Below are 23,235 nucleotides of genomic sequence, written 5' to 3' on the forward strand. Positions count from 1 at the left end.
CGTCAGAGATTAAAAATAGCCATGACGTCGCGGAAGCTGGGCTCCGGTTCCGCCTCGATGAGAATCCGGCGACCGTCAGCAGGATGCTCAAACTCCAGGGCGGTAGCGGCCAGCAGTAACCGCCCCTGACCGAACCGTTCGGCAAAATAGCGGTTGTGGCGCCCCCGGCCATGGTTTGCATCGCCGATTATGGGATGACTGATGTGCTTGAGGTGACGCCGCAACTGATGCTTACGACCCGTTTCCGGAGAGAGCTCCAGCAGCGCATAGCGGCTGGTGGGGTAGCGTTCGATCGCCACCGGAAGCTCGGTGGTGGCCAGGGTACGGTAGCGGGTAACGGCCTCGCGGACCGGTTGTTCCCGCCCTTTCAGGCGGCGGTCTTCCGGCTCGTCCCGCAACGGGTAATCGATGACACCTTCTGCGGGCGGCCAGCCCCGCACAATGGCAAGGTAGGTTTTGCGTACCGCCCCGGCCATCATCTTCTGACCGAGGACGCTCGCGGTGCCCGGGTCACGGGCAAACACCAGCACGCCGGACGTCGGTCGGTCGAGACGGTGGATCGGGTAGACATGGCGGCCGTTGTTAAGGGCACGGGCGTACTGCAGGGCGAACCGGGTCTCGTGACGATCGATGGGGCTGCGATGGACCAGCAACCCCGCCGGCTTGTGAACCGCCAGCAACCAGTCGTCCCGGTACAGCACCCGCAACGGATTTTCCCCGGCCGGCGCGATCTCCGGCGAACAGGACGGATCAGTCATTGATGACTCCGGACTTTCCGGTAATCGCCCTGCCCAGGCGGGCCACCTTGTCCCCCGCCCTGTCCCCCAACACCAGCATCGCCGGCGTCAGCAGCAAGGTGAGTGCCGTGGCAAAGGTCAGCCCGCCGGCGATGGCGCTGGACAATTGCGTCCACCATTGGGTGGAGGGTGCGCCGAGCCCCAGTGACGGTGTCAACAGGTCGATGTTCACCCCCAGCACCATGGGCAACAGGCCCAGTACCGTGGTAATTGCCGTCAGCAATACCGGCCGCAGGCGCAGGCACCCGGTCTCCAGTGCCGCCTCATACGCCCCCAGCCCCTCCTTGCGCATCTGGTTGTAGGTGTCGATCAGAATGATGTTGTTGTTCACTACGATACCGGCCAGCGCAATGGTCCCCATGCCCACCATGACGATTCCGAACGACTGGCCGTTTAACAGCAGGCCGAGCAGAACACCGGCGGTCGACAGTACGATGGCCGAGAGAATCAGGAAAGTCTGATAGAGGGAATTGAACTGGGTAACCAGAATCAGCAGCATCAGTCCGACCGCCACCAGGAACGCCGAGACCAGAAAACTGGAAGCCTGCTGCTGATCCTCGTTCTCCCCGGCAAAGGTCACGGTAATGCCCTCCGGTGGCTCCGGCATCTCGGCCCGCAGGGCGCGCAGCAGTTCGTCAACCCGCCGTCCCGGGGCCAGGTCCGATTTGATCGTGACGGTGCGCTGACCATCGACCCGGACAATACTCCCGGTCTTGTCCCCCGGCTGCAGGTCCACAAATTCCGAAAGCGGCACCTGGCCCCGGGAAGTATGAATAGTCTGCCGCTGAAGGTGGTCGAGCTCGCGCCAGTTGTTGGGCACCCGCACCACGATGTCCACTTCATCCCGGACATCCTCGGGGCGATAGGTGGCCAGCACCAAGCCATTGGTCACCAGCCGCACGGCGCTGCCGATGCCCAGCACATCGGTACCGAAGCGGGCGGCAGCTTCACGGTCGACCTGCAGCCGCCATTCGATACCGGGCAGGCTGCGATCGTCTTCAATGTCGACAAAGCCGCCAAGGGCCCGCATACGATCCTCGATCCGGTCCACATAGCCGTTCAGACTGTTGGCAGTGCGGCTGCTCACCTGCAACTCGATGGGCTTACCTTCCGCCGGCCCGCCTTCCTGTTTGCGAAACTCCAGCTCAATGCCGGGGATATCGCCGGTCAATTCCCGGAAATCTTCCAGGATCGCGCTGGCCGGGCGCCGGGTAAACCAGTCGGTAAACTGGAACTGCAGCACGCCGATCACGTCTGGTGCCATCCGGGTACTGGCGGTGACCATTGAGCGCGCATACAGTGCTTTCACCTCGGGCATACCCTGCAGGCGCTGCTCAACCTCCCGCACAATGGCATCCCGCTCCCGGATCGAGAGGTCACCTCTCGCCCTGATCTGTACCTGGGCGGAGTCCGGCTCTACGCTGGGAAAGAATTCCACGCCGTGGTTAAAGCGGGCGTACGCCAGGTAAATGACGGCGATCACACACAACACGCCGATCAAGGTCAGCCCGGGAAATTTCAGCAGCAGCGACAGCGACTGGCGATAGTGCTGCATCATCCGTCCGGCAGCGTGACTCTGGCGGGCACGCCGGCCACCACTGGTACTGCCCAGTACCGGCAGAAAAACCAGTGCCATGGCCAGCGACGCCACCAGACAGATGATGACGGTCAGCGGCAGGAATTTCATAAACTCCCCCACCACCCCCGGCCAGAACAACAGTGGCACAAACACCGCCAGGGTGGTGGCGGTGGACGCAATGATCGGCCACGCCATGCGACTGGCCGCCTCGGCCCAGGCGTTCCTGACCGTCTGGCCATCCGAGAGGTTACGATCCGCCAGCTCCGACACCACGATGGCGCCGTCCACCAGCATGCCCGCCACCAGGATCAGGCTGAACAGCACCACGATGTTGAGGGTGAGCCCCATACCCCAGATCACCAGGATCCCGGTCAGGAACGCTCCGGGAATGGTCAGTCCCACGAGCAGCGCTGACCGCGGCCCCATCGCTGCAATTACCACGATTATGACCAGCACGATGGCGGTAAGGACGTTGTTCAGCAGGTCGCTGAGGATATCCCGCACTTCCTCGGACTGGTCCATGATGTAGCGGATTTCCAGGCTGTCCGGCAGCCGCGGCCGGACCTGCTCGATCAGTTCGCGCACCTGGGCAATGGTTTCGATGATGTTGGCGCCGGAGCGCTTGGAGACTTCCAGCACCAGCGCCGGCTCACCGTTGATGCGGGCAAACCCGGTGGGGTCCTTGAACGTACGCTGGAGCATGGCCACATCACCGAAGGTCACCACGGTATCGCCGTCCACCTTGACCGGCATTGCCATTACGTCCTCGATGGTTTCGATGACCCCGGGCACTTTCAGCGCCATACGGCCGTTGCCGGTATCCAGCGAGCCGGCCGCCACCAGCTGATTGTTACGGGTAACCAGCGCTGCCAGCTGGTCAAAATCGATGCCGTAGCTCTCCAGCACCTGGGGGTCTACCACGATTTCCAGCAGGTCTTCGCGGTCGCCGCCGATCTCGACTTCCAGCACTTCCGGGATGGATTCGATGGCGTCCTGGAACTGGCGGGCAATGGTAATCAGCTCGCGCTCGGACAGGGGTCCGGACAGCCCCACCGACAGCACCGGAAACAGTGACACATTGATCTCGTTGACCCTGGGCTCATCCGCCTCGCCGGGCAGTTTACTGCGCGCTGTGTCGACTTTTTCCCGGACGTCCTGCAAGGCCTTGTCCGGATCAAAACCGGCATCGAACTCCAGCATCACCGAAGCGTGGCCCTCGGAGGCCGTGCCCTGCATTTCCTTGATGCCTTCCAGGGAGCGCAGCTCCTGTTCCATGGGGCGTACCAGCAACCTTTCAGCATCCTCCGGGCTGATGCCGTCCAGCGTCATCGACACGTAGATCATCGGGATGGTGACGTCCGGATTTGCCTCCTTGGGAATCGCCTGGAACGCGGCAACTCCGCCGAGAATCAGGAACAGCAGGGTCAGCAGTGTGGTCCGGCTGCGGTCAATGGCTGCAAAGATCAGTGCGCGCATGGCAGCTACCCCCGGTCTTCGGAGGAATCGAACGGCACCACCTGCTCGCCGGTGCTGACAAATCCGCCACCCCGGGTAATGAGGCGGATTTCATCCGGCAGCCCGGTGACCCAGGCGCCATCGGTGGATACGCTAAGCAACCGGACTTCGCCGAACACCACGCGATTCTGGTCATCAACATATTTCACCCCCGGGCGACCATCATCCCCGAGGGACAGATAGGCCGGCGATACAAAAATCGCTTTCACCTCCGGCAAGGCGACCCGCAGGCTGGCACTGCCTCCGGCCACCCGCTTCAGGTCCGGATTCTCCACGGCGATTTCCACCGCAAAGCTCCGGGTTTCCGGTGCCGCGGCACTGGCAACAAAGGTCACCACACCGGAAAGCCGGGTGCCATCGAGCAAATCCACCCGCACCGCCTGGCCAGGCGCAACGTCGCTGACCGCCTGCTGCGGGATCTGCGCCTTCGCCTTGAGCCGGTCGATTCTTACCAGCTGGAACAGCGGTGCGCCAATCTGGACGAGATCTCCCGCATCCACGGCCTTGCTGTTGATGACACCGGCAAAGGGCGCTACCGGTTGCAGGTGGCTGACCTCCAGCCGGGCACTGGTCAGCTCTGCATTGGCCGCAGCCAGTTCACTTTCCAGGGCCAGGATTTCCGACTGGGCCGCAAGGTTGCCGGCCCGCAACCGGCGAACCGCAGCCAGGTCGGCCTCGAGCTTGCGAACCCGGGCCTGCCAGCGCAACACGGCCGCACTGCGGCCCTCATCCGACAGGGTAAGCAACGTTTGTCCGGCCTTCACCGACTCCCCCAGGTCAACCGCCAGCGACTCCACCCGGCCGGAAACCTGGGCACTCAGCATGACCGAATGCCACGGCTCCAACTGGCCCTGTAACAACAACCCCGGTTCGTGAACCCGGGCCGTCAGGGTCTGCACCTGAACGGACGTCAGCTGGCCATCACCGATGTCCTGCTGCGGTGGCGCCTCCGTACCGGCGACCTTGACCTCCCCGGTGGCCATCCAGACAACCAGAATAATCACAACCAGGAACGACAGTCCGAGGGAGCTCCATTTTGCTTTCGTCATCCAATACTCGCTGTGCCTGATACCGATGAATAGATACGCTGACCGTAAAAACCTGATCCCAGTCCGACGACAAAACCGGAAATTAACTGTTGCATCCGGCCAAAAACGTGGGGTAGATTCTACACAGAATCCTTTTACGAATTCAGAGCAGACTGTCGATTTTATGAATCTCAACGCAGTGATTGTCCTTGTGAAGCTTATCCTGGTGGTCGTGGTACCGTCCGGGGGCTTTTGCGTGGACAAGCGGGTGAGATAGCGACAAACCTGACAAGACACCAGAAGCCCCCGGCACCGCAAGGTCCCGGGGGCTTCTTTTTTGCGGCAAAGAAAAAGGAAAAAACGACCATGAACGGCGCACAGCACATTCTTGAAGCGTTCCACCGCCACAACATCAGCACAGTCTTCGGCTATCCCGGCGGCTGCATCATGCCGCTATACGACGCGCTGGTGGACGATGTCGGTGTGGAGCACGTGCTGTGCCGACACGAGCAGGCCTGCGCCCTGGCCGCCGACGGCTTTGCCCGCGCCAGTGGCAAGCTCGGAGTCTGCATCGCCACCTCGGGGCCCGGCGCCACCAACCTGATCACCGGCGTTGCCAATGCGCACCGGGACTCCATCCCCATGCTGGTGATCACCGGCCAGGTGCCCTCCGGTCTGATCGGGACCGATGCTTTCCAGGAGACCGATGTCCTGGGCATGACCCTGGGCATCGTCAAGCACAGTTACCTGGTGGATGACGCAGACACCCTGCCGGCGATCATGGAAGAAGCCATCGCACTGGCCCAGAGTGGCCGCCCCGGGCCGGTGTGGATCGATATCCCCAAAGATCTGTTGCTGAGCCAGGTTGCCGAGGCTCCCCTCCCTCAGCCTGAATTCCGTGAACCGGCCTGCCCGGATCTCACCGATGCCCTGGCTATGCTGCGTTCTGCCCGCAAGCCCCTGCTCTACAGCGGCGGCGGCATCAGCCTGGCCCACGCCGAGGACCGTTTCCGCGCCTTTGCCGAAACCTCCGCCCTGCCGGCGGTGGTAACGTTGAAGGGCATTGGCAATCCGGGCAAACACAACCCGTACAACCTCGGCATGCTGGGCATGCACGGCTCCCGCGCCGCCAACCGGGCGGTGGACGAGTGCGATCTGTTACTGGTGATCGGTGCCCGCCTGGACGACCGGGCTACCGGCAAACTGGACGGTTTTGCCCCCAACGCAAAGACAATCCACATCGATGCGGACGCTGCCGAGTTCAACAAGCTGCGCCCGGCCGACCTGGCCATTCGGGGAGACCTGAATGCCATTCTCGCTGAGTTAACCGGCGCCCTGACGAGCAAACCGCTGGCCATCCGTAACTGGCAGCAACAATGTCGCACCTGGCACACCACGGGCGGTTTCCAAGCCGCCGACAACGAAGAAGCGCTGGCACCGATCACCGGCCCGGCCTTCATCCGCCAGCTTTCCCGCATCGCACCGGACGACACCATCGTGGCCTGCGACGTCGGCCAGCACCAGATGTGGGTTGCCCAGCACTACGAGTTCGACCACCCCCGTCATCATCTGACCAGTGGCGGCCTGGGCACCATGGGCTTCGGGTTGCCGGCTGCCATCGGCGCCCAGTTCGCCGACCGCAATCGCATGGTGATCAACGTGACCGGCGATGGCTCGTTCATGATGAATGCCCAGGAGCTGGCCACTATCCGCCGCTACAACCTGCCGGTGAAACTGATCGTGCTGGACAACCAGTGCCTGGGTATGGTCCGCCAGCAGCAGGAGCTGTTCTATAACAACCGGGAAAGCCACATCAACCTGGACGACAACCCCGACTTCGTGGCCATGGCCCGGGCCTTCGACATCCCGGCCCTGCACATCGAGCGCACCGACCAGATCCGCCGCGGCATCGAAACCATCATCGCCTACAACGGCCCGATGCTGCTGCACGTGGCCATCAGCCGGCAGGACAATGTCTGGCCCATCGTCAAACCCGGCGCCAGCAACCGTGAAATGATCGACGAAACCCGACGCACCAGTACTGCAAACAAGGAGCAGGTAGCATGACCCCGCAAACGGAAATCCCGACGCCCCGTTACACCCTCAACTGCCGCATGTCACAGGAAGCCGCCGCCCTGGAGCGGTTGTGTCAGGTGGTGCGTATCCGTGGGTTCCGGATTGCCAGGATGGCGGTGGAAACCGCCGGGGAACATCTGGATATCGCGCTTACCCTGGAGGGCACGCGCCCCATAGCGATGCTGCAGTCACAACTGGAGAAACTTCATACGGTGGCTGAGGTCGCCCTTGGGGCGCCTGCTGTTGCACGGTCTCGCAGTGCCTGAGCGGAGGGTTAGGCTCTGGTAGCCTGAAGACCCTGAAAAAACACCGCACAAACAGAAAAGCCCCTGGATCCCGCCCGGGACCCAGGGGCCTCCGCCACGCACCAATCAGAGCAGTTCGATGGCCACTGCCGTGGCTTCGCCGCCACCGATGCAGAGCGAGGCAACACCACGTTTGAGCCCGCGCTGCCTGAGCGCATTCATCAGGGTGACGATGATGCGGGAGCCGGACGAACCGATCGGGTGGCCGAGGGCGCAGGCGCCGCCGAAGACATTCACTTTGTCAGCGGGCAGCTTGAGTTCGTTGATCGCCAGCAGGCTGACCACCGCGAATGCCTCGTTAATTTCAAACAGGTCCACCTCATCGGCCGACCAGCCGGCTTTTCCGAGCACTTTCTCAATGGCGCCAATGGGCGCCAGGGTGAACTCGGACGGCAACCTGGCGTGGGTGGCATGGGCCACAATCCGGGCCTGGGGGGCGAGGCCGCGGGCCGCGGCTTCGGCGGCGGAGGTCACCACAAGCGCCGATCCGCCATCGCTGATCGAGCTGGAGTTGGCTGCGGTCACGCTGCCGTCTTTGGCGAACGCCGGCTTGAGGGTCGGGATTTTCTCCGGGCGGGCATTGCCCGGCTGCTCGTCGGTATCCACGATGGTTTCGCCGCCGCGGCCGGCAACCGGTACCGCTACGATCTCTGCCGTGAACCAGCCGCTCTCAATGGCCGCCAGCGACTTGCTCAGGGAACCCAGGGCAAAGTCGTCCATGGCTTGCCGGGTAATGCCGTACTGATCGGCGGTGCGCTGGGCGAACACCCCCATCAGGCCGCCTTCGTAGGCGTCTTCCAGGCCATCGAGAAACATGCTGTCCATCACCTGGCCGTGGCCCATACGCATACCCGCGCGGGCCTTGGGCAGCAGGTAAGGCGCCTGGCTCATGTTCTCCATGCCTCCGGCGACCATGATGCTGTTAGTGCCGGCCTTGATCTGGTCGTGGGCCAGTATCAGCGCCTGCATACCGGAGCCGCACATCTTGTTCACCGTGGTGCAACCGGAGGTGTCCGGAATTCCGGCCGAACGGGAGGCCTGACGGGCCGGCGCCTGCCCCAGGCCCGCCGGCAGTACGCAGCCCATGATTACTTCCTGGACATCCGTCGGCTGGAGACCGGACCGCTCGATGGCCGCCCGGATAGCAACCGCGCCCAGCTCCGGGGACCGCACGGAACTCAGGGCGCCCATCATGCCGCCCATCGGGGTGCGGGCCGAACCAACAATAACCACATCGTTGTTACTCATAATCCACCCTCATTCGAATCGTTATGCCCGCCCAAGAACCGAGCGTGCAATGATTTCTTTCATCACCTCGGAGGTACCGCCGTAAATCCGCTGCACCCGCGCATCAATAAAGTTGCGGGAAATCGGATACTCCGTGGTGTAGCCGTAGCCACCGAACAACTGCAGGCAGCCATCTGCCACCCGACACTGCATTTCGGTGGCGCTGTACTTGGCCATGGACGCGGTAGGTGCATCGAGCTCACCCGCTTCGTACTGGCGGATGCACTGGTCCACAAACGCCTTGTTTACCCGATAGTCGGTTTCCATCCGGGCAATTTCAAAGCGGGTGTTCTGCAGCTGGGCCAGCTTCTGGCCAAACAGTTCCCGCTCCTGGGTGTAGGCGATGGTCATGTCCAGGGAGCCGCGGGCGGCTGCAACGCCGAGAGCGCCGATCACCAGGCGTTCCCGGGGCAACTCACGCATCAGGTAAACGAAGCCCTGCCCTTCCTCGCCCAGCAGTGCCGAAGCAGGAACGCGCATGTCGGAGAAGAACAGCTCAGAGGTATCACCGGAGTGCTGGCCGATCTTGTCCAGGTTGCGGCCCCGGCTGAAGCCCGGCAGCGAGGTGTCCACCAGGAACAGGCTGATGCCCCTGGCCCCGGCATTCGGGTCGGTCTTGGCCGCCACAATCACCATATCGGCGTGCTGGCCATTGGTGATAAAGGTCTTGGAGCCGTTAAGGATGTAGTCGCTGCCACCCTTCACAGCGCTGGTGCGGATTGCCTGCAGATCACTGCCGGCACCCGGCTCGGTCATGGCTATCGCGCCCACCGCGTCACCGGAAACCATCTTCGGCAACCAGGCCTGCTTCTGTTCGTCATTTCCGAGATGGCTCAGGTAAGGCGCCACAATGTCTGAATGCACCATCACATTGGTGGACAGGGCCCCGAAGCCCAGGCGCGCGAGCTCCTCTCCGACCACCACGGAATACTGGAAGGGAGCGCCACAACCACCGCACTCCTCGGGCACATCCACACACAACATGCCGGCATTGCCGAGTGTGTTCCAGAGCTCCCGGGGAACGATGCCGGACTTTTCCCAGGCCTCATAATGGGGCGCAACTTCGGTTTCCAGGGCCTTGATGACGGAGTCCCGGAACAGCGCCAGTTCTTGTTGGTCGACCGCGTTGGTCATGTCGCTCACCTGTGGTTATCAGATCGCTTGTGGCAGATCAGGTAGTTATTGAGGCTCCGCTTGTGGCAGGCCCCGCGCATCGAATCATCTGGGCGCCATGCGCAGGGCGCAGTCAAGGCGGATGACCTCGCCATTGAGGATCGGATTGCGCACCATCTGGTCCACCATCATGCCGAATTCCTCCGGCTTGCCGAGACGTTGGGGGAACGGCAAGGTTGCCGCCAGGCTGTCCTGCACTTCCTGGGGCATACCGGCCATCATCGGCGTCATGAACAGGCCGGGCGCAATGGTATTCACCCGGATACCTTCGCGGGCGAGTTCCCGGGCCGCCTGCAGGGTAAGCGCTACCACGCCGCCCTTGGAGGCACTGTACGCAGCCTGGCCAATCTGGCCCTCGTAGGCCGCCACCGAGGCGGTGTTGATAATCACGCCGCGCTCGCCATCGGCATTGGGTTCCCGCTGAGCCATGTCGGCCGCGGCCAGCCGCAGAATGTTGAAGGTGCCGATCAGGTTGACCTGGATCACCTTGCTGAAGTTATCCAGCGGCATCACCCCGTCCCGCCCCAGAATCCGCGACGCCGTGGCGATGCCGGCGCAGTTCACTGCGATTCCGCAGGGGCCATGGGCCTCGCGGGCCGCTGTGATGGCGGCCTCGGCGCTGGCGGCCGAGCTCACGTCACATTCCACGAAAATACCGCCGATGTCCGCCGCAACCTGCTCACCGCGCTCTTTCTGCAGATCCAGAATGGCGACCTTGCAGCCGGCACTGGCCAACGCACGGGCGGCGCCCTCACCCAGACCGGAAGCACCGCCGGTGACAATGGCTGCTACGTTATTGAAATCCATTGCATTCTCTCCTGCTCGTTAGGCTTGTTAGTGAAATAGGGCCCGAATATTCTTTACGTTTACGTAAACTTTAACCAATTCGAGCCCAAAAAGGAAACAGACCAGGGCCTCAGCCCAGGCGCTCGATAATCAGGGCAATGCCCTGACCACCACCAATACACATGGTAATCAGCCCGTACTGCCCCCCGGTGCGCTCCAGCTCGGCCAGTGTCTTGATAATGAGGATCGAACCGGTTGCTCCCACCGGATGGCCCAGAGCAACCGCGCCACCATTGGGGTTGACCTTGTCGTCCGGCAGCCCGAGCTCGCGGCTCACCGCCAGCGCCTGGGCCGCGAACGCTTCGTTGGACTCGATAACGTCCAGGTCGGCGACGGCCAGGCCGGTCTGCTGCAGCACCTGACGGACCGCAGGGATCGGTCCCAGACCCATCACCTCCGGATTGACCCCGGAGAAAGCATAGCCGACCAGGCGGGCCCGAGCCTTCAGACCGCGCTTCGCCGCTTCTGCGGCGCTGGTCAATACCATGGCGGCAGCGCCATCGTTGATCCCCGAGGCGTTGCCGGGAGTAACGATTCCATCCTGCCGGAACGCCGGTTTCAGACCGGCCAGGCTTTCCACCGTGGTGCCGGCACGCACGTGTTCATCCTGCGCAAAGAGGATCTCCTTGCGGCCCTGCTTCACCGTCACCGGCACAATCTGCCCGGCAAAATACCCGTTCTCGATGGCCCGGGCGGCCCGCCGGTGACTCTCCGCCGAGAAGGCATCCAGATCCTCACGACTCAGGTCGTACTGTTGTGCGATCCGTTCGGCGGTCAGCCCCATGTGGCCGCTGCCGAACGGGTCGCTGAGAATGCCCACGGTCATGTCCACCGCCCGACCGTCGCCCATCCGCAGACCTTTGCGAACATTGGGCAACAGGTAAGCGCCCTGGCTCATGGATTCGGTACCGCCGGCCAGGGCAATGCGGCTGTCGCCCATCACGATCATCTGGGCCGCGCTGACCACCGACTGAACCGCTGAACCACACAGGCGATTGACGTTGAAGGCAGCCGAGCTGGCCGGCATTCCGGTATTCAGGGCAATGTGGCGTGCCACATAGGCATCCTGCGGCCCGGTGATAATGATGTGGCCGAACACGGCATGGTCGATGTCATCGGCTGCCACGCCAGAGCGGCTGACGGCCTCCTTTGCGGCACAGGTTCCCAACTCGGCGGGCGTCAGGGCGCTGAGGCTGCCGCCAAAGCTGCCAATGGCGGTACGGGCGCCATCAAGAATTACAACGTCTGTCAGTTTCATAGCGAATTCCTTTGCAAGTTTCGGGGCTAACGGTGAGGCGCTTCTTTGCCCAGCATGGAACGGGCAATCACCTCTTTCATGATTTCGGAGGTCCCGGCGTAAATGGTCTGCACGCGGGCATCCACAAAGAAGCGGGAAATGGGGTATTCCACGGTGTAGCCATAGCCTCCGAACAGTTGCAGGCACTCATTGGCAATGTCGCACTGCATTTCAGTCAGCATCAGCTTGAGAATGGCCGCATCGGTCGGAGTCATGTTGCCCTGGTGATACCTGGCGATGCACTGGTCGAGATAGGCCCGGGCCATTTCCAGCCGGGCCCGGGCTTCGGCGAGTTTGAAGCGGGTGTTCTGGAAGTCGGCAATCCGCTGGCCGAACGCCTGGCGCTGCTGCACGTAGTCGAGTGTCAGGGCCAGCGCGCCTTCGGAGGCACCAATGGCCTGGGCGCCAACCCCCAGCCGCTCCCGCGGCAACTCCTGCATCAGATAGGCAAAACCCTTCCCGGCCTCGCCAAGCAGGGCCTCTTCGGGCACCACCAGGTCGGAGAAGAACAGTTCCGCGGTGTCGCTGGCATGCTGGCCGATTTTGCGGATGCCCTTACCGCGGGAAAAGCCGGGCAAGGCAGTATCCACCAGAAACAGCGACACCCCCCGGGCGCCGGCAGCGGGATCGGTCTTGGCACAGACAATCACCAGTTCGGCCTGCAACCCATTGGTAATGAACACCTTGGCACCGTTGATTCGCCAGCCCTCAGGGATGCGCTCGGCGGTCGTGCGCATGGCGGCCAGGTCACTGCCCGCACCCGGTTCGGTCATGGCAATGGCCCCCAGCACCTCGCCACTGATCATTGCCGGCAGATAGCGCTGCTTCTGCTCGTCAGACCCCAGATGGAGGATGTAGGGCATCACGATGTTGGCGTGAATGTTGTAGCCGGAGGCCAGGCCACCGAAACCCATCCGGGCGATCTCTTCAATGGCCAGCTGGGAAATCTCGAAACTGGCCGCCGCACCGCCATATGCCTCCGGCATATCGATGCCCAACATGCCGGCCCGGCCCAGGGTGTGCCAGACCGAGCGGGGGATACCGGCCGCGTCTTCCCACTGGTCGTAATAGGGGGCAATCTCCTGATCAAGGACGCGGGAGATCATGGAGTGGAACAGTTCGATATCTTCTTGTTTTGCAGACATACACGCCTCTGGCATTGAATTCGGCAGATGAGTTAACGCATCATTTAACCCATAATCCCGCAGGCCGAGAATGGCCCGACTGGCCGAAATTATTGACCTTTTACGCAGCAGCCCGACAACCCCATGGCCAAAGCCCACATCGCAAATCATTACCTGCAGGCCGCCATCCGGGGCGCCGAGCGCCAGGGACATCCCGCCGAAACCTTACTGAATCAGGCCGGCATGGCCGCCGATTGGCTGAACAAACCGGAGCGGTTGCTCACCGAGCAACAACTTACCCTGCTGATCAAGGCGGTATGGCGAACAACCCGGGATGAGTTTCTGGCGATGTCGTCCTCCCGCTGTAAGAACGGCACCTTTGCCCTGATGGCCGATTACTGCCTGGGATCCTCCACCCTGGGAGCCGTCCTGCGAAAAAGTGCACGCTTCTACCGGATTGCCTGTGACAACCTGGATATCAGCCTCGAAGAAAACGACGACAACGACAGACTGATCTTCTTTCGTCTCAGCCTGCAGGATGCCCGCAACGATACCGATCACATGCTGCAGGAGTTCCTGCTGCTGATGTGGGAACGCTTCTGCTGCTGGCTGGTAGATCAGCAAATTCCCTTCGCTACGACCCAGTTCAACTACCCGCCGCCCCCGCACGCCGCCGAATACCTGGCGATGTATCCCGGTGAACTGTCGTTCAACCAGGACGCCTGCGGTTTTTACCTGCACGAAAAATACCTGCAACTGCCAATCATCCGGAGCGAAGAGGAGCTGATGGAGTTTCTCCGGGTAGCGCCCGCGAACATTCTGCACCGGCCCAACCAGGACGAAAGCCTGCGCACCCGCATCCGTGCCCTGCTGGGCCAGTACAGCTACCACGACATGCCGGGCCTGGAGATGCTCGGCCGGCAGCTGCATATGACGCCGCGTAGCATTGGCCGCAAGCTGCAGGAAGAAGGCACGTCGCTGCGCAAGATCAAGGAGTCGCTGCGCCGGGAGCACGCCATCCGGTTACTGACCACAGAAAACCTCAGCATTGCCGACGTCAGCGAGAAGGTCGGCTTCTCCGAAACCGCCTCGTTCTGCCGCGCCTTCAAACGCTGGACCGGCCAGTCTCCCTCCAACTGGACAAGCCACCGCGCGGGATAACCCTGACCACCCGCAGCCAGCCAGCCTGTCCGATCGGGTCAATTTTTTCGACCTCTGCGGTCATTCCCGTTCCGGCCGGCCCTCTGCGTTAATGACGCCGGTAAAGGTAATAACAACAAGCACCCGAGGTGAACCATGTCCGTTTCCAGCACGCCCCATCGCTACGAACCTGCTGCCACGACCCGCCGCGCCCTGCGCAACACCATCGGTGACGCCTTGGCCCGCTCTGCCGCAACCCACGGCGAGCGGCTTGCACTGGCCTTTGCTGAGCGCAACTGGACCTTCGCCGCCATCGAAACTGCCAGTAACCGCCTTGCCCATCGCCTGTTGGCACTGGGGCTTACGCCCGGTGACCGGGTAGCGGCCTACGGCAAGAATTCTGATGCCTACATCCTGCTCTGGCTGGCCTGCACCAAAGCCGGGCTGATCCACGTGCCAGTCAACTATGCCCTCGTTGAGCATGAGCTGATCTATGTCCTCAGGCAGTCCGGCGCCAGGGCGCTGTTCTTCGACCAGGACCTACAGCCCCAGGTCGATGCCGTGGCGTCACAGGTAAGCATCGGGATCCAGGGCGGCCTGTATGGCGGTGACAGCGACCGCGATATCCTGGAGCTGGCCCGGGCTGCCGGCGACGACACACCACCTGAACTGGAACTGGCGGAAACCGATGTAGTACAGATTCTGTATACCTCGGGCACCACGTCGGACCCCAAGGGAGCGATGCACACCCACCGTTCACTGATGACCGAGTACAGCGCGTGCCAGTACCACCTGAACATTCGCGGCAGCGACCGCGCGCTGGCCGCCCTGCCGCTGTACCATTCGGCGCAGATGCATGTTTTCACCATGCCCATGCTGCTGACCGGGGGCTACAGCCGGCTGATCAACACACCGACTCCGGACGCCATCCTGCAATGGCTGGCCGGCGAGCAACTCAATACCTTCTTTGCCCCGCCCACCGTGTGGATTGCCCTGCTGCGGCACCCCGGCTTTGATGCCAGCCGGCTGCAGCACATGGACAAGCTGTACTATGGCGCGTCGATCATGCCCGGCCAGGTGGTCCGGGAGCTGAGTGAACAATTGCCGGCGGCGGGACTTTACAACTGTTACGGACAAAGCGAGATTGCCCCGCTCGCGACTGTGCTGCTGCCCGAGGAACACGCCGATCGCCCGGCCTCCGCCGGCCGGCCGCTGCAAACGGTGATGACCCGCATCGTCAATCCCGTCACCGGAGCAGACTGCCAGCCAGGGGAACAGGGCGAACTGGTTCACCGCTCCGCCCAATTGATGGTGGGCTACTGGGACAAACCCGAAGCCACCGCCGAAGCCTTCAAGGACAGCTGGTTCCATTCCGGCGATCTCGGTTACCGGGACGAACAGGGCTACATTTTCATCGTCGACCGGATCAAGGACGTGGTAAACACCGGCGGTGTGCTGGTGGCCAGTCGCGACGTGGAGGAAGCCCTCTATCAGCATGAGTCCATAGCCGAAGTTGCGGTCATCGGGGTGCCGGACGAGAAATGGATCGAGGCGATCTGCGCGGTGGTGGTGGTCAAGGACGGTTACCCGCAGGATGCCGCCGCCTTGCTGGCCCATGCCCGTGCCCGGCTCGCCCCTTTCAAGGTGCCGAAACACCTTCACTTTGTTGACCAACTGCCGAAGAATACCGCCGGCAAGTTGCTGAAGCGCACGCTGCGGGAGACCTTCGCCGCCGCCACGACGGTTGCCTGACACCGGCATCGCTCTGGCCGGCCCTGATCCGGGCTGGCCAGCACGATGCAACCCGCGCCGACTTCCGGCAATACTGCCACCATTACGGCTACCGCAGCTGCTGCGGTCAGCCAATTTTCCCGTCCTGCCCTGCTGCTAACCCCCGCCCGCTCTGCCGTCCAGGCCTGTTACAATCACCGTCACCTTTTTGGATTGCATGGGCCAGATCTGTTCCGAGTTCGAAATTTCACCACTTCTGGCCCTCAAACTACTTTACGTTTACGTAAACTTTATCTAACCTTAGTCGAAACAAGAAAGGACATCACGATGGCCGAAAAACGAACCTTCAGCATTAGCGAGCTTTCCCAGGAGTTCGATGTAACCACCCGGAGCATTCGCTTCTATGAGGACCAGGGGCTGCTGAAACCCGCGCGGCGCGGGCAGACGCGAATCTTCAGCTCCAAGGATCGGGTTCGCCTGAAGCTTATCCTGCGCGGCAAGCGCATGGGCTTTTCCCTGTCGGAAACCAAAGAACTGTTCGACCTGTGGGACGAGACCCTGAGCGGTAATGAAAAACAGCTGCTGAAGATGCTCGAGATCCTCAACAACCGACGCGCCCATCTGGAGCAGCAGAAAAACGACATCGCCATGGCGGAGATGGAAATGGATACCGCCGAGGCACGGTGCCGCGAAGCGCTGGCCGAACTGCAGAAGACCAAAGAGCAGAGCTTGGCGACAAACAAATAGCACCTCACGCACCGTCGGCCCGCCCGGACGGTCACCAAACAACACGATTGCAGAACAAAAAGGTAGCCAATCATGAAATCACAGTACTCAGAGCTCAACTTCGGCCTCGGCGAAACCCTGGACATGCTCCGGGAGCAGGTGAACAGTTTCGCTGCAACCGAAATCGCCCCCCGCGCCGCGGAAATCGATCGTGACAACCAGTTCCCCATGGACCTGTGGCGGAAGTTTGGCGATATGGGCCTGCTGGGTATTACCGTGAAAGAAGAATACGGCGGATCCGGGATGGGCTACCTGGCACACGTGATTGCCATGGAGGAAATCAGCCGCGCCTCCGCCTCGGTTGGTCTGTCCTACGGCGCCCACTCCAACCTGTGCGTCAACCAGATTCACCGCAACGGCACCGAAGAGCAAAAGCGCAAGTACCTGCCCAAGCTGGTGAGCGGCGAGCACATTGGTGCGCTGGCAATGTCCGAGCCGAACGCCGGCTCTGACGTCATCTCCATGAAACTCTCCGCCCGGGATGAAGGTGACCACTTTGTACTGAACGGCAACAAGATGTGGATCACCAACGGCCCGGACGCCCACACCTACGTGATCTACGCCAAAACCGACACCCAGGCCGGCTCCCGCGGCGTCACCGCCTTCATTGTCGAGCGTGACTATCCCGGCTTCAGCCGCCATCAGAAACTCGACAAGCTGGGCATGCGTGGCTCCAACACCTGCGAACTGGTGTTCGAAAACTGCAAGGTTCCGCGGGAAAACATTCTCGGCGAACTCGGCGGCGGTGCCCGCGTGCTCATGAGCGGCCTCGACTACGAACGCCTGGTGCTGTCCGGCGGTCCGCTGGGCCTCATGCAGGCGGCAATGGACGTGGTAGTGCCCTACATCCGTGAGCGCAAACAGTTCGGCCAGGCCATCGGCGAATTCGAGCTGGTGCAGGGCAAGGTGGCCGACATGTATACCTTCATGAACACCGCCAAGTCCTACGTTTACATGGTGGCCATGTCTGCCGACCGCGGCGAAACCACCCGCAAGGATGCCGCCGGCGCCATCCTCTACTCCGCCGAAATGGCCACCAAGCTGGCCCTCGACGCCATCCAGCTGCTCGGCGGTAACGGCTACATCAACGAATACCCCACCGGCCGCCTGCTGCGGGATGCCAAGCTGTATGAAATCGGAGCCGGCACCTCGGAAATTCGCCGGATGCTGATCGGTCGCGAACTGTTCCAGAACAAATAAGGGCCTGCTTCCAAAATGACCATACTGCAAAGCAAGATCAACACGCGGTCTGACGAGTTTCAGGCCAACCGCGAGTCCATGGCTGCCGCCGTGGCCGATCTGCAGGACAAGGTGGCAACCATCCAGCAAGGTGGCGGCCCGTCCTACCAGGAGCGCCATGTTGCACGGGGCAAACTGCTGCCACGGGAGCGGATCAACCGGCTGCTGGACGAGGGCTCACCGTTCCTGGAAATCGGCCAGCTGGCCGCCTACAACGTCTACGATGAAGAAGTCCCTGCCGCCGGTGTAATCGCCGGCGTCGGCCGGGTATCCGGCACCGAGTGCATGATCATCGCCAACGATGCCACCGTTAAAGGCGGCAGCTACTACCCGTTGACGGTGAAGAAGCACCTGCGGGCGCAGGAAATCGCCCTGGAAAACCGCCTGCCCTGTATCTACCTGGTGGATTCCGGCGGTGCCAACCTGCCCCGCCAGGATGAAGTCTTCCCGGACCGGGACCACTTCGGCCGCATCTTCTACAACCAGGCCCGCATGTCTGCCGACGACATTCCGCAGATCGCGGTAGTCATGGGCCTGTGCACCGCCGGCGGCGCCTATGTGCCGGCCATGGCCGACGAATCCATCATCGTGCGCAACCAGGGCACCATCTTCCTGGCCGGCCCGCCGCTGGTGAAGGCCGCGACCGGTGAAGTGGTCAGTGCCGAGGATCTGGGCGGTGCCGATGTGCACTGCAAGATCTCCGGCGTGGCGGACCACTACGCGGAGAATGACGCCCATGCCCTCGATATCGCCCGCCGTTGCGTGGCCAACCTGAACCGCCGCAAGCCGGTTCCGGTGGAAGTGCGCAAACCGGCAGCACCGCTGTATGACCCGGACGAAATCTACGGCATCGTCGGCACCGACCTGCGCAAACAGTTCGATGTGCGCGATGTGATCGCCCGCATTGTGGACGGCTCCGAGTTCGACGAATTCAAACGCTATTACGGTCAGACCCTGGTTACCGGCTTTGCCCATATCCACGGCTACCCCGTCGGCATCATCGCCAACAACGGCATCCTGTTCAGCGAGTCCGCCCAGAAAGGCGCACACTTCATTGAACTGTGCTGCCAGCGCAACATTCCGCTGCTGTTCCTGCAGAACATCACCGGTTTCATGGTGGGCCAGAAGTACGAATCCGAAGGCATCGCCAAGCACGGCGCCAAGATGGTGATGGCCGTGGCCTGTGCCAACGTACCCAAGATCACGGTGCTGATTGGCGGCAGCTACGGCGCCGGCAACTACGGCATGTGTGGCCGCGCCTACAGCCCGGACTTCCTGTGGATGTGGCCCAACGCCCGCATCTCGGTGATGGGTGGCGAACAGGCCGCCGGGGTACTGGCCACCGTTCGCCGGGAAGGCCTCGAACGCAAGGGCCAGTCCTGGAGCGCCGAAGACGAAGCGGCGTTCAAGAAGCCGGTGATCGACACCTACGAACACCAGGGCCACCCCTACTACGCCAGTGCCCGGCTGTGGGACGACGGCGTCATCGACCCCGCACAGACCCGGGAAGTGGTTGCCCTGAGCCTCTCTGCCACCCTTAACCGGCCGGCGAAGCCCACGCGCTTCGGCGTGTTCCGGATGTGACCGGGGAGACTGACATGACAGACACCGAATCCGCAGTTCTGCTCAATCACCGCGCCGACGGCATTGCCGAGGTGGTGCTCAACCGCCCGGACAAACGTAACGCCTTTGACGACGTGATCATCCAGCAGCTGATCAGCACCCTTGCCGAAGTCAACGCCGACAACCGCGTGAAGGTGGTCATCCTGCGTTCCGAAGGCAAGCATTTCTCCGCCGGTGCGGACCTCGCCTGGATGCGGCGGATGGCCGACAACAGCCACCAGGAAAACCTGGACGACGCCCGCCAGCTGGCGCGGCTGATGGAAGTGCTCAACACCCTGCAAAAGCCGGTGATCGGCCTGGTCCAGGGGGCCGCCTACGGTGGTGCGGTGGGGCTCGCCGCCTGCTGCGACATTGTCATTGCCACCGCAACCGCCAGCTTCTGCCTGAGCGAAGTGAAACTCGGGCTGATTCCGGCGGTAATCAGTCCGTATGTGGTAAGGGCCATCGGCGAACGCCAGGCCCGCCGGTATTTCATTTCCGCCGAAGTATTCACCGCTGCGCAGGCCCGGGAATACGGCCTGGTACACATCGTCTGTGACGACGTCGAGGCCATGGAAGCCCACTGCAACGACCTGCTTCGGCAACTGGCCATGAACGGGCCGGAGGCCATGAAAGCCGCCAAGGACCTGGTCTTTGCCGTCAGCCACAAGGCCATAGACGGCGAGGTCATTGAAGACACCGCCCGGCGCATTGCCGACATTCGCGTGGGCGCCGAAGGCCAGGAGGGCCTCAGTGCCTTTCTCAACAAACGTCGCGCCAACTGGATTCCGGGGAACGAATAGCCATGTTCAGCAAAATCCTGATTGCCAACCGGGGCGAAATTGCCTGCCGGATCATTCAGACAGCCCATCGCATGGGGATCCGCTGTGTCGCGGTCTACTCCGATGCCGATGCCAGTGCCCGCCATGTCGCAATGGCAGATGAAGCCTTTCACATCGGCCCGGCCGCAAGTTCGGAAAGCTACCTGCGGGCTGACAAGATCATTGAAGTCGCCAAACAAAGTGGCGCCCAGGCCATCCACCCGGGCTATGGCTTCCTTTCCGAGAACACCGGCTTTGCCGAGGCTTGCGAAGCCAACGGCCTGGTGTTTATCGGGCCGCCCTCGTCCGCCATCGCGGCCATGGGCTCGAAGTCAGCCGCCAAGACCATCATGGAGCAGGCCGGCGTTCCCCTGGTGCCGGGGTACCACGGTAACGACCAGGCCGCCGAAACGCTCCGCGCCGAGGCCGAGAAGTGTGGCTTCCCCCTGTTGCTCAAGGCCGTCGCCGGTGGTGGTGGCAAAGGCATGCGGGTAGTCGAGAGTATGGCCGAGTTTGACGACGCCCTGGCCGCGGCCCAACGCGAAGCCCGCAACGCCTTCGGCAACCCCGACATGCTCATCGAACGTTACCTGACCCAGCCGCGCCACGTGGAGATCCAGGTATTCTGCGACCAGCAGGGCAACGGTGTGTACCTGGCCGAGCGGGACTGCTCGGTGCAGCGCCGCCACCAGAAAGTCCTCGAAGAAGCACCGGCGCCGGGCCTCGCGGATGATACCCGCAAGGCGATGGGCGAGGCCGCGGTACGCGCTGCCCAGGCCATCAACTATGTTGGCGCCGGCACCGTTGAATTCCTGTACGACGTGGACGGCTCTTTCTTCTTCATGGAAATGAATACCCGTCTGCAGGTGGAACACCCGGTCACCGAAATGGTCACCGGCCAGGACCTGGTGGAGTGGCAACTGAAAGTCGCCTGGGGTGAGCCGCTGCCGCTGACGCAGGCCCAGGTGAAAACCCGCGGCCATGCCCTGGAAGCGCGGATTTACGCCGAAGACCCGGACCAGGACTTCCTGCCGGCAACCGGCACCCTGCGCTACCTGAGCACACCGGACGAGAACGCCCACGTGCGGGTGGATACCGGGGTCACCGAAGGCGACGAAATCAGCATCCACTACGACCCGATGATTGCCAAGCTGATCGTCTGGGACGAAACCCGTGACCAGGCCATCAATCGCATGGTACAGGCGCTGGAGCACTACCGCATTGCCGGGGTGAGAACCAATATCCGCTTCCTCCACGCCCTGGCGGATGCCCAGCCGTTCCGCGAAGCTGACCTCACCACCGGGTTCATCGACAGCCACCGCGAGTTGCTGTTCCCGAAATCAAAACTGGATCCCCACAAGGCGCTGGTGCTGGCTGCCGGCTTCCTGCTGGAACAACGCAAGTCCCGCGAACCGGCGTCGGCCGATCCCTGGTCGCCGTTCGCGCGCCAGAACGGCTGGCGGATGAACTCCGAATTTGCCCAGCCGATGCATTTGCTGGTGGGCGATGAAGTGCACGAACTGAAGGTGCTGGAACGGGACGACCGCTACCAGGTATTCGTCGGTGGCAGTGTCTACAACCTCAATTGCCGCCTCGATGACGATTACCTGCAGGCAGTGATCAACGGCCACCGCCTCAGCGTCCACGGTAACCTGGACCATCATCAGCTGGTGCTGTTCTATGAGGGCGACACCTTCCAGTGCAGCGTGTTCCGCGAGACTTTCGATCCGCAGGACCTGGCCGGCGAAGGCAGCCTCACCGCCCCGATGAACGGCGCCGTTGTGGCCATCCAGGCCAACGTCGGCGACACGGTAACGGCCGGTCAGACCCTGGTGATCATGGAAGCAATGAAGATGGAACATGTCATCAAGGCACCTGCCGACGGCGTGGTCACCGAGATCTACTTCGCCGAGGGCGACCAGGTTGCAGAAGGTGCCGAGCTGATCGCCATTGAAACCAGCAGTGACGAGGAGGCCGCGTAATGGGGTTTCCCAGGCAGGTACGGCTGGTGGAAATGAGCCCCCGGGACGGCCTCCAGAACGAGCCCGGCCCGGTGATTGCCACCGCCATCAAAACCGGACTGATTGACCGGCTGGCAGACTGCGGCCTGCGCCACATCGAATCGGCCAGTTTTGTCTCACCCAAATGGGTGCCACAGATGGGCGATGCCGCCGAGGTGATGGCGGGAATCAACCGGCAGGCCGGCGTGCGCTATTCCGTGCTCACCCCCAATCTCCGGGGGTTCGAGGGTGCCCAGGCCGCCGGGGTGGACGAAGTGGCGGTTTTCGCAGCGGCCTCCGAGTCCTTCAGCCAGAAGAACATCAACTGCTCTATTGCCGAGAGCCTGGAACGGTTCCTGCCGGTAATGGAAGCCGCCGGCAAGCATCGCATCCCGGTGCGGGGCTATGTTTCCACTGTCATGGGCTGCCCCTACGAAGGCGATATCGACCCGCAACAGGTAGCGACCGTGGCCAAGGCCCTGTACGACATGGGCTGCCACGAAATATCACTGGGCGACACCATCGGCGTCGGCACGCCGCTGAAAGCCAAGCGCATGCTGGAAGCCGTGGCCGCCCACGTGCCGATGGCGAACCTCGCCGCCCACTTCCACGACACCTACGGCCAGGCCCTGGCCAACCTTTATGCGGTGCTGGAAGAAGGCGTTGCGGTGATCGATGCCTCCGTCGCCGGCCTCGGCGGCTGCCCGTACGCCAAGGGCGCCTCCGGCAACGTCGCCACCGAAGACGTGCTATATCTGCTCAACGGCCTCGGCATCGAGACCGGTGTTGATCTGGACCAGTTGGTCGCTACCGGCCACTGGATCTGCGGCCAGCTGAATCGCCACAACGGCTCCAAAGTGGGCCAGGCCCTCGGCGGCAACTGCTGAAT

Annotated in this window: 18 protein-coding genes; 10 read left to right on the forward strand and 8 right to left on the reverse strand. The window is 62.5% G+C overall.

Translation table 11 applies throughout. From position 1 onward, the window contains the following. Positions 1–2: 2 nt before the first annotated feature. From CLH61_RS17390 to CLH61_RS17400, 3 genes are read right to left on the reverse strand one after another with little or no spacing between them, the layout of a single operon-like run. Positions 3–758, reverse strand: coding sequence for a pseudouridine synthase (locus CLH61_RS17390; RefSeq protein ID WP_099615996.1), 756 nt, complete (start codon positions 756–758; stop codon positions 3–5). Then, positions 751–3,852 (reverse strand): efflux RND transporter permease subunit, encoded by a 3,102-nt coding sequence (locus tag CLH61_RS17395; RefSeq protein WP_099615997.1) that lies wholly within the window; start codon positions 3,850–3,852, stop codon positions 751–753. The genes CLH61_RS17390 and CLH61_RS17395 overlap by 8 nt, the downstream gene beginning before the upstream one ends. Before the next feature lie 5 nt (positions 3,853–3,857). Continuing rightward, positions 3,858–4,940, reverse strand: a complete 1,083-nt coding sequence (locus CLH61_RS17400; RefSeq protein ID WP_099615998.1) for an efflux RND transporter periplasmic adaptor subunit — start codon at positions 4,938–4,940, stop codon at positions 3,858–3,860. Positions 4,941–5,285: 345 nt separating this feature from the next. Between CLH61_RS17400 and ilvG the strand changes: the two genes are divergently transcribed. Beyond that, positions 5,286–6,986, forward strand: coding sequence for an acetolactate synthase 2 catalytic subunit (gene ilvG, locus CLH61_RS17405; protein WP_099615999.1), 1,701 nt, complete (start codon positions 5,286–5,288; stop codon positions 6,984–6,986). Continuing rightward, entirely contained in the window at positions 6,983–7,261 is a 279-nt protein-coding gene (locus tag CLH61_RS17410; RefSeq protein WP_099616000.1) for an ACT domain-containing protein, read from the forward strand. Before ilvG ends, CLH61_RS17410 begins: the two co-directional genes overlap by 4 nt. 105 nt (positions 7,262–7,366) lie before the next feature. Here CLH61_RS17410 and CLH61_RS17415 read toward each other — a convergent pair whose 3' ends face one another. From CLH61_RS17415 to CLH61_RS17435, 5 genes are all read right to left on the reverse strand, one after another. After that, on the reverse strand, positions 7,367–8,548 hold the full coding sequence (locus CLH61_RS17415; RefSeq protein ID WP_099616001.1) for a thiolase family protein: 1,182 nt from the start codon (positions 8,546–8,548) through the stop codon (positions 7,367–7,369). Between the two features lie 21 nt (positions 8,549–8,569). Beyond that, complete coding sequence (locus CLH61_RS17420; protein WP_099616002.1) at positions 8,570–9,721, reverse strand: acyl-CoA dehydrogenase family protein; 1,152 nt, start codon at positions 9,719–9,721, stop codon at positions 8,570–8,572. A gap of 84 nt (positions 9,722–9,805) precedes the next feature. Next, positions 9,806–10,567: an SDR family NAD(P)-dependent oxidoreductase gene (locus tag CLH61_RS17425; RefSeq protein ID WP_099616003.1), complete on the reverse strand. Its 762-nt coding sequence runs from the start codon at positions 10,565–10,567 to the stop codon at positions 9,806–9,808. Between the two features lie 109 nt (positions 10,568–10,676). Then, on the reverse strand, positions 10,677–11,864 hold the full coding sequence (bktB, locus tag CLH61_RS17430; RefSeq protein WP_099616004.1) for a beta-ketothiolase BktB: 1,188 nt from the start codon (positions 11,862–11,864) through the stop codon (positions 10,677–10,679). Positions 11,865–11,890: 26 nt separating this feature from the next. Continuing rightward, entirely contained in the window at positions 11,891–13,048 is a 1,158-nt protein-coding gene (locus CLH61_RS17435) for an acyl-CoA dehydrogenase family protein (RefSeq protein ID WP_099616005.1), read from the reverse strand. Positions 13,049–13,171: 123 nt separating this feature from the next. Here CLH61_RS17435 and CLH61_RS17440 point away from each other — a divergent pair, with 123 nt between their 5' ends. The 8 genes from CLH61_RS17440 to CLH61_RS17475 all read left to right on the forward strand — a co-directional run bounded on the left by CLH61_RS17440 (position 13,172) and on the right by CLH61_RS17475 (position 23,233). Beyond that, positions 13,172–14,188: an AraC family transcriptional regulator gene (locus CLH61_RS17440; protein ID WP_099616006.1), complete on the forward strand. Its 1,017-nt coding sequence runs from the start codon at positions 13,172–13,174 to the stop codon at positions 14,186–14,188. A gap of 135 nt (positions 14,189–14,323) precedes the next feature. Then, entirely contained in the window at positions 14,324–15,919 is a 1,596-nt protein-coding gene (locus CLH61_RS17445; RefSeq protein ID WP_099616007.1) for a fatty acyl-CoA synthetase, read from the forward strand. A 306-nt stretch (positions 15,920–16,225) separates the two neighbouring features. Then, entirely contained in the window at positions 16,226–16,645 is a 420-nt protein-coding gene (locus CLH61_RS17450) for a MerR family transcriptional regulator (RefSeq protein WP_099616008.1), read from the forward strand. Between the two features lie 72 nt (positions 16,646–16,717). Then, positions 16,718–17,884: an isovaleryl-CoA dehydrogenase gene (locus CLH61_RS17455; protein ID WP_099616009.1), complete on the forward strand. Its 1,167-nt coding sequence runs from the start codon at positions 16,718–16,720 to the stop codon at positions 17,882–17,884. Positions 17,885–17,899: 15 nt separating this feature from the next. After that, the gene (locus CLH61_RS17460) at positions 17,900–19,507 is read left to right on the forward strand and encodes a carboxyl transferase domain-containing protein (protein ID WP_099616010.1); all 1,608 of its coding nucleotides are present in this window, start codon (positions 17,900–17,902) and stop codon (positions 19,505–19,507) included. 14 nt (positions 19,508–19,521) lie between these two features. Beyond that, a complete protein-coding gene (locus CLH61_RS17465) occupies positions 19,522–20,328 on the forward strand; it encodes an enoyl-CoA hydratase-related protein (protein WP_099616011.1) in 807 nt (268 codons plus the stop codon). 2 nt (positions 20,329–20,330) lie between these two features. After that, positions 20,331–22,328 (forward strand): acetyl/propionyl/methylcrotonyl-CoA carboxylase subunit alpha, encoded by a 1,998-nt coding sequence (locus tag CLH61_RS17470; protein ID WP_099616012.1) that lies wholly within the window; start codon positions 20,331–20,333, stop codon positions 22,326–22,328. Beyond that, complete coding sequence (locus tag CLH61_RS17475) at positions 22,328–23,233, forward strand: hydroxymethylglutaryl-CoA lyase (RefSeq protein WP_099616013.1); 906 nt, start codon at positions 22,328–22,330, stop codon at positions 23,231–23,233. The genes CLH61_RS17470 and CLH61_RS17475 overlap by 1 nt, the downstream gene beginning before the upstream one ends. The last annotated feature ends 2 nt before the right edge of the window (positions 23,234–23,235 follow it).

Source organism: Marinobacter profundi (assembly GCF_002744715.1).
Classification (GTDB): Bacteria; Pseudomonadota; Gammaproteobacteria; order Pseudomonadales; family Oleiphilaceae; genus Marinobacter; species Marinobacter profundi.

Coding starts and splice junctions, on each gene's coding strand:
- CLH61_RS17390 (WP_099615996.1), bottom strand. CDS start 758: ATGACTGATCCGTCCTGTTCGCCGGAGATCGCGCCGGCCGGGGAAAAT.
- CLH61_RS17395 (WP_099615997.1), bottom strand. CDS start 3,852: ATGCGCGCACTGATCTTTGCAGCCATTGACCGCAGCCGGACCACACTG.
- CLH61_RS17400 (WP_099615998.1), bottom strand. CDS start 4,940: ATGACGAAAGCAAAATGGAGCTCCCTCGGACTGTCGTTCCTGGTTGTG.
- ilvG (WP_099615999.1), top strand. CDS start 5,286: ATGAACGGCGCACAGCACATTCTTGAAGCGTTCCACCGCCACAACATC.
- CLH61_RS17410 (WP_099616000.1), top strand. CDS start 6,983: ATGACCCCGCAAACGGAAATCCCGACGCCCCGTTACACCCTCAACTGC.
- CLH61_RS17415 (WP_099616001.1), bottom strand. CDS start 8,548: ATGAGTAACAACGATGTGGTTATTGTTGGTTCGGCCCGCACCCCGATG.
- CLH61_RS17420 (WP_099616002.1), bottom strand. CDS start 9,721: ATGACCAACGCGGTCGACCAACAAGAACTGGCGCTGTTCCGGGACTCC.
- CLH61_RS17425 (WP_099616003.1), bottom strand. CDS start 10,567: ATGGATTTCAATAACGTAGCAGCCATTGTCACCGGCGGTGCTTCCGGT.
- bktB (WP_099616004.1), bottom strand. CDS start 11,864: ATGAAACTGACAGACGTTGTAATTCTTGATGGCGCCCGTACCGCCATT.
- CLH61_RS17435 (WP_099616005.1), bottom strand. CDS start 13,048: ATGTCTGCAAAACAAGAAGATATCGAACTGTTCCACTCCATGATCTCC.
- CLH61_RS17440 (WP_099616006.1), top strand. CDS start 13,172: ATGGCCAAAGCCCACATCGCAAATCATTACCTGCAGGCCGCCATCCGG.
- CLH61_RS17445 (WP_099616007.1), top strand. CDS start 14,324: ATGTCCGTTTCCAGCACGCCCCATCGCTACGAACCTGCTGCCACGACC.
- CLH61_RS17450 (WP_099616008.1), top strand. CDS start 16,226: ATGGCCGAAAAACGAACCTTCAGCATTAGCGAGCTTTCCCAGGAGTTC.
- CLH61_RS17455 (WP_099616009.1), top strand. CDS start 16,718: ATGAAATCACAGTACTCAGAGCTCAACTTCGGCCTCGGCGAAACCCTG.
- CLH61_RS17460 (WP_099616010.1), top strand. CDS start 17,900: ATGACCATACTGCAAAGCAAGATCAACACGCGGTCTGACGAGTTTCAG.
- CLH61_RS17465 (WP_099616011.1), top strand. CDS start 19,522: ATGACAGACACCGAATCCGCAGTTCTGCTCAATCACCGCGCCGACGGC.
- CLH61_RS17470 (WP_099616012.1), top strand. CDS start 20,331: ATGTTCAGCAAAATCCTGATTGCCAACCGGGGCGAAATTGCCTGCCGG.
- CLH61_RS17475 (WP_099616013.1), top strand. CDS start 22,328: ATGGGGTTTCCCAGGCAGGTACGGCTGGTGGAAATGAGCCCCCGGGAC.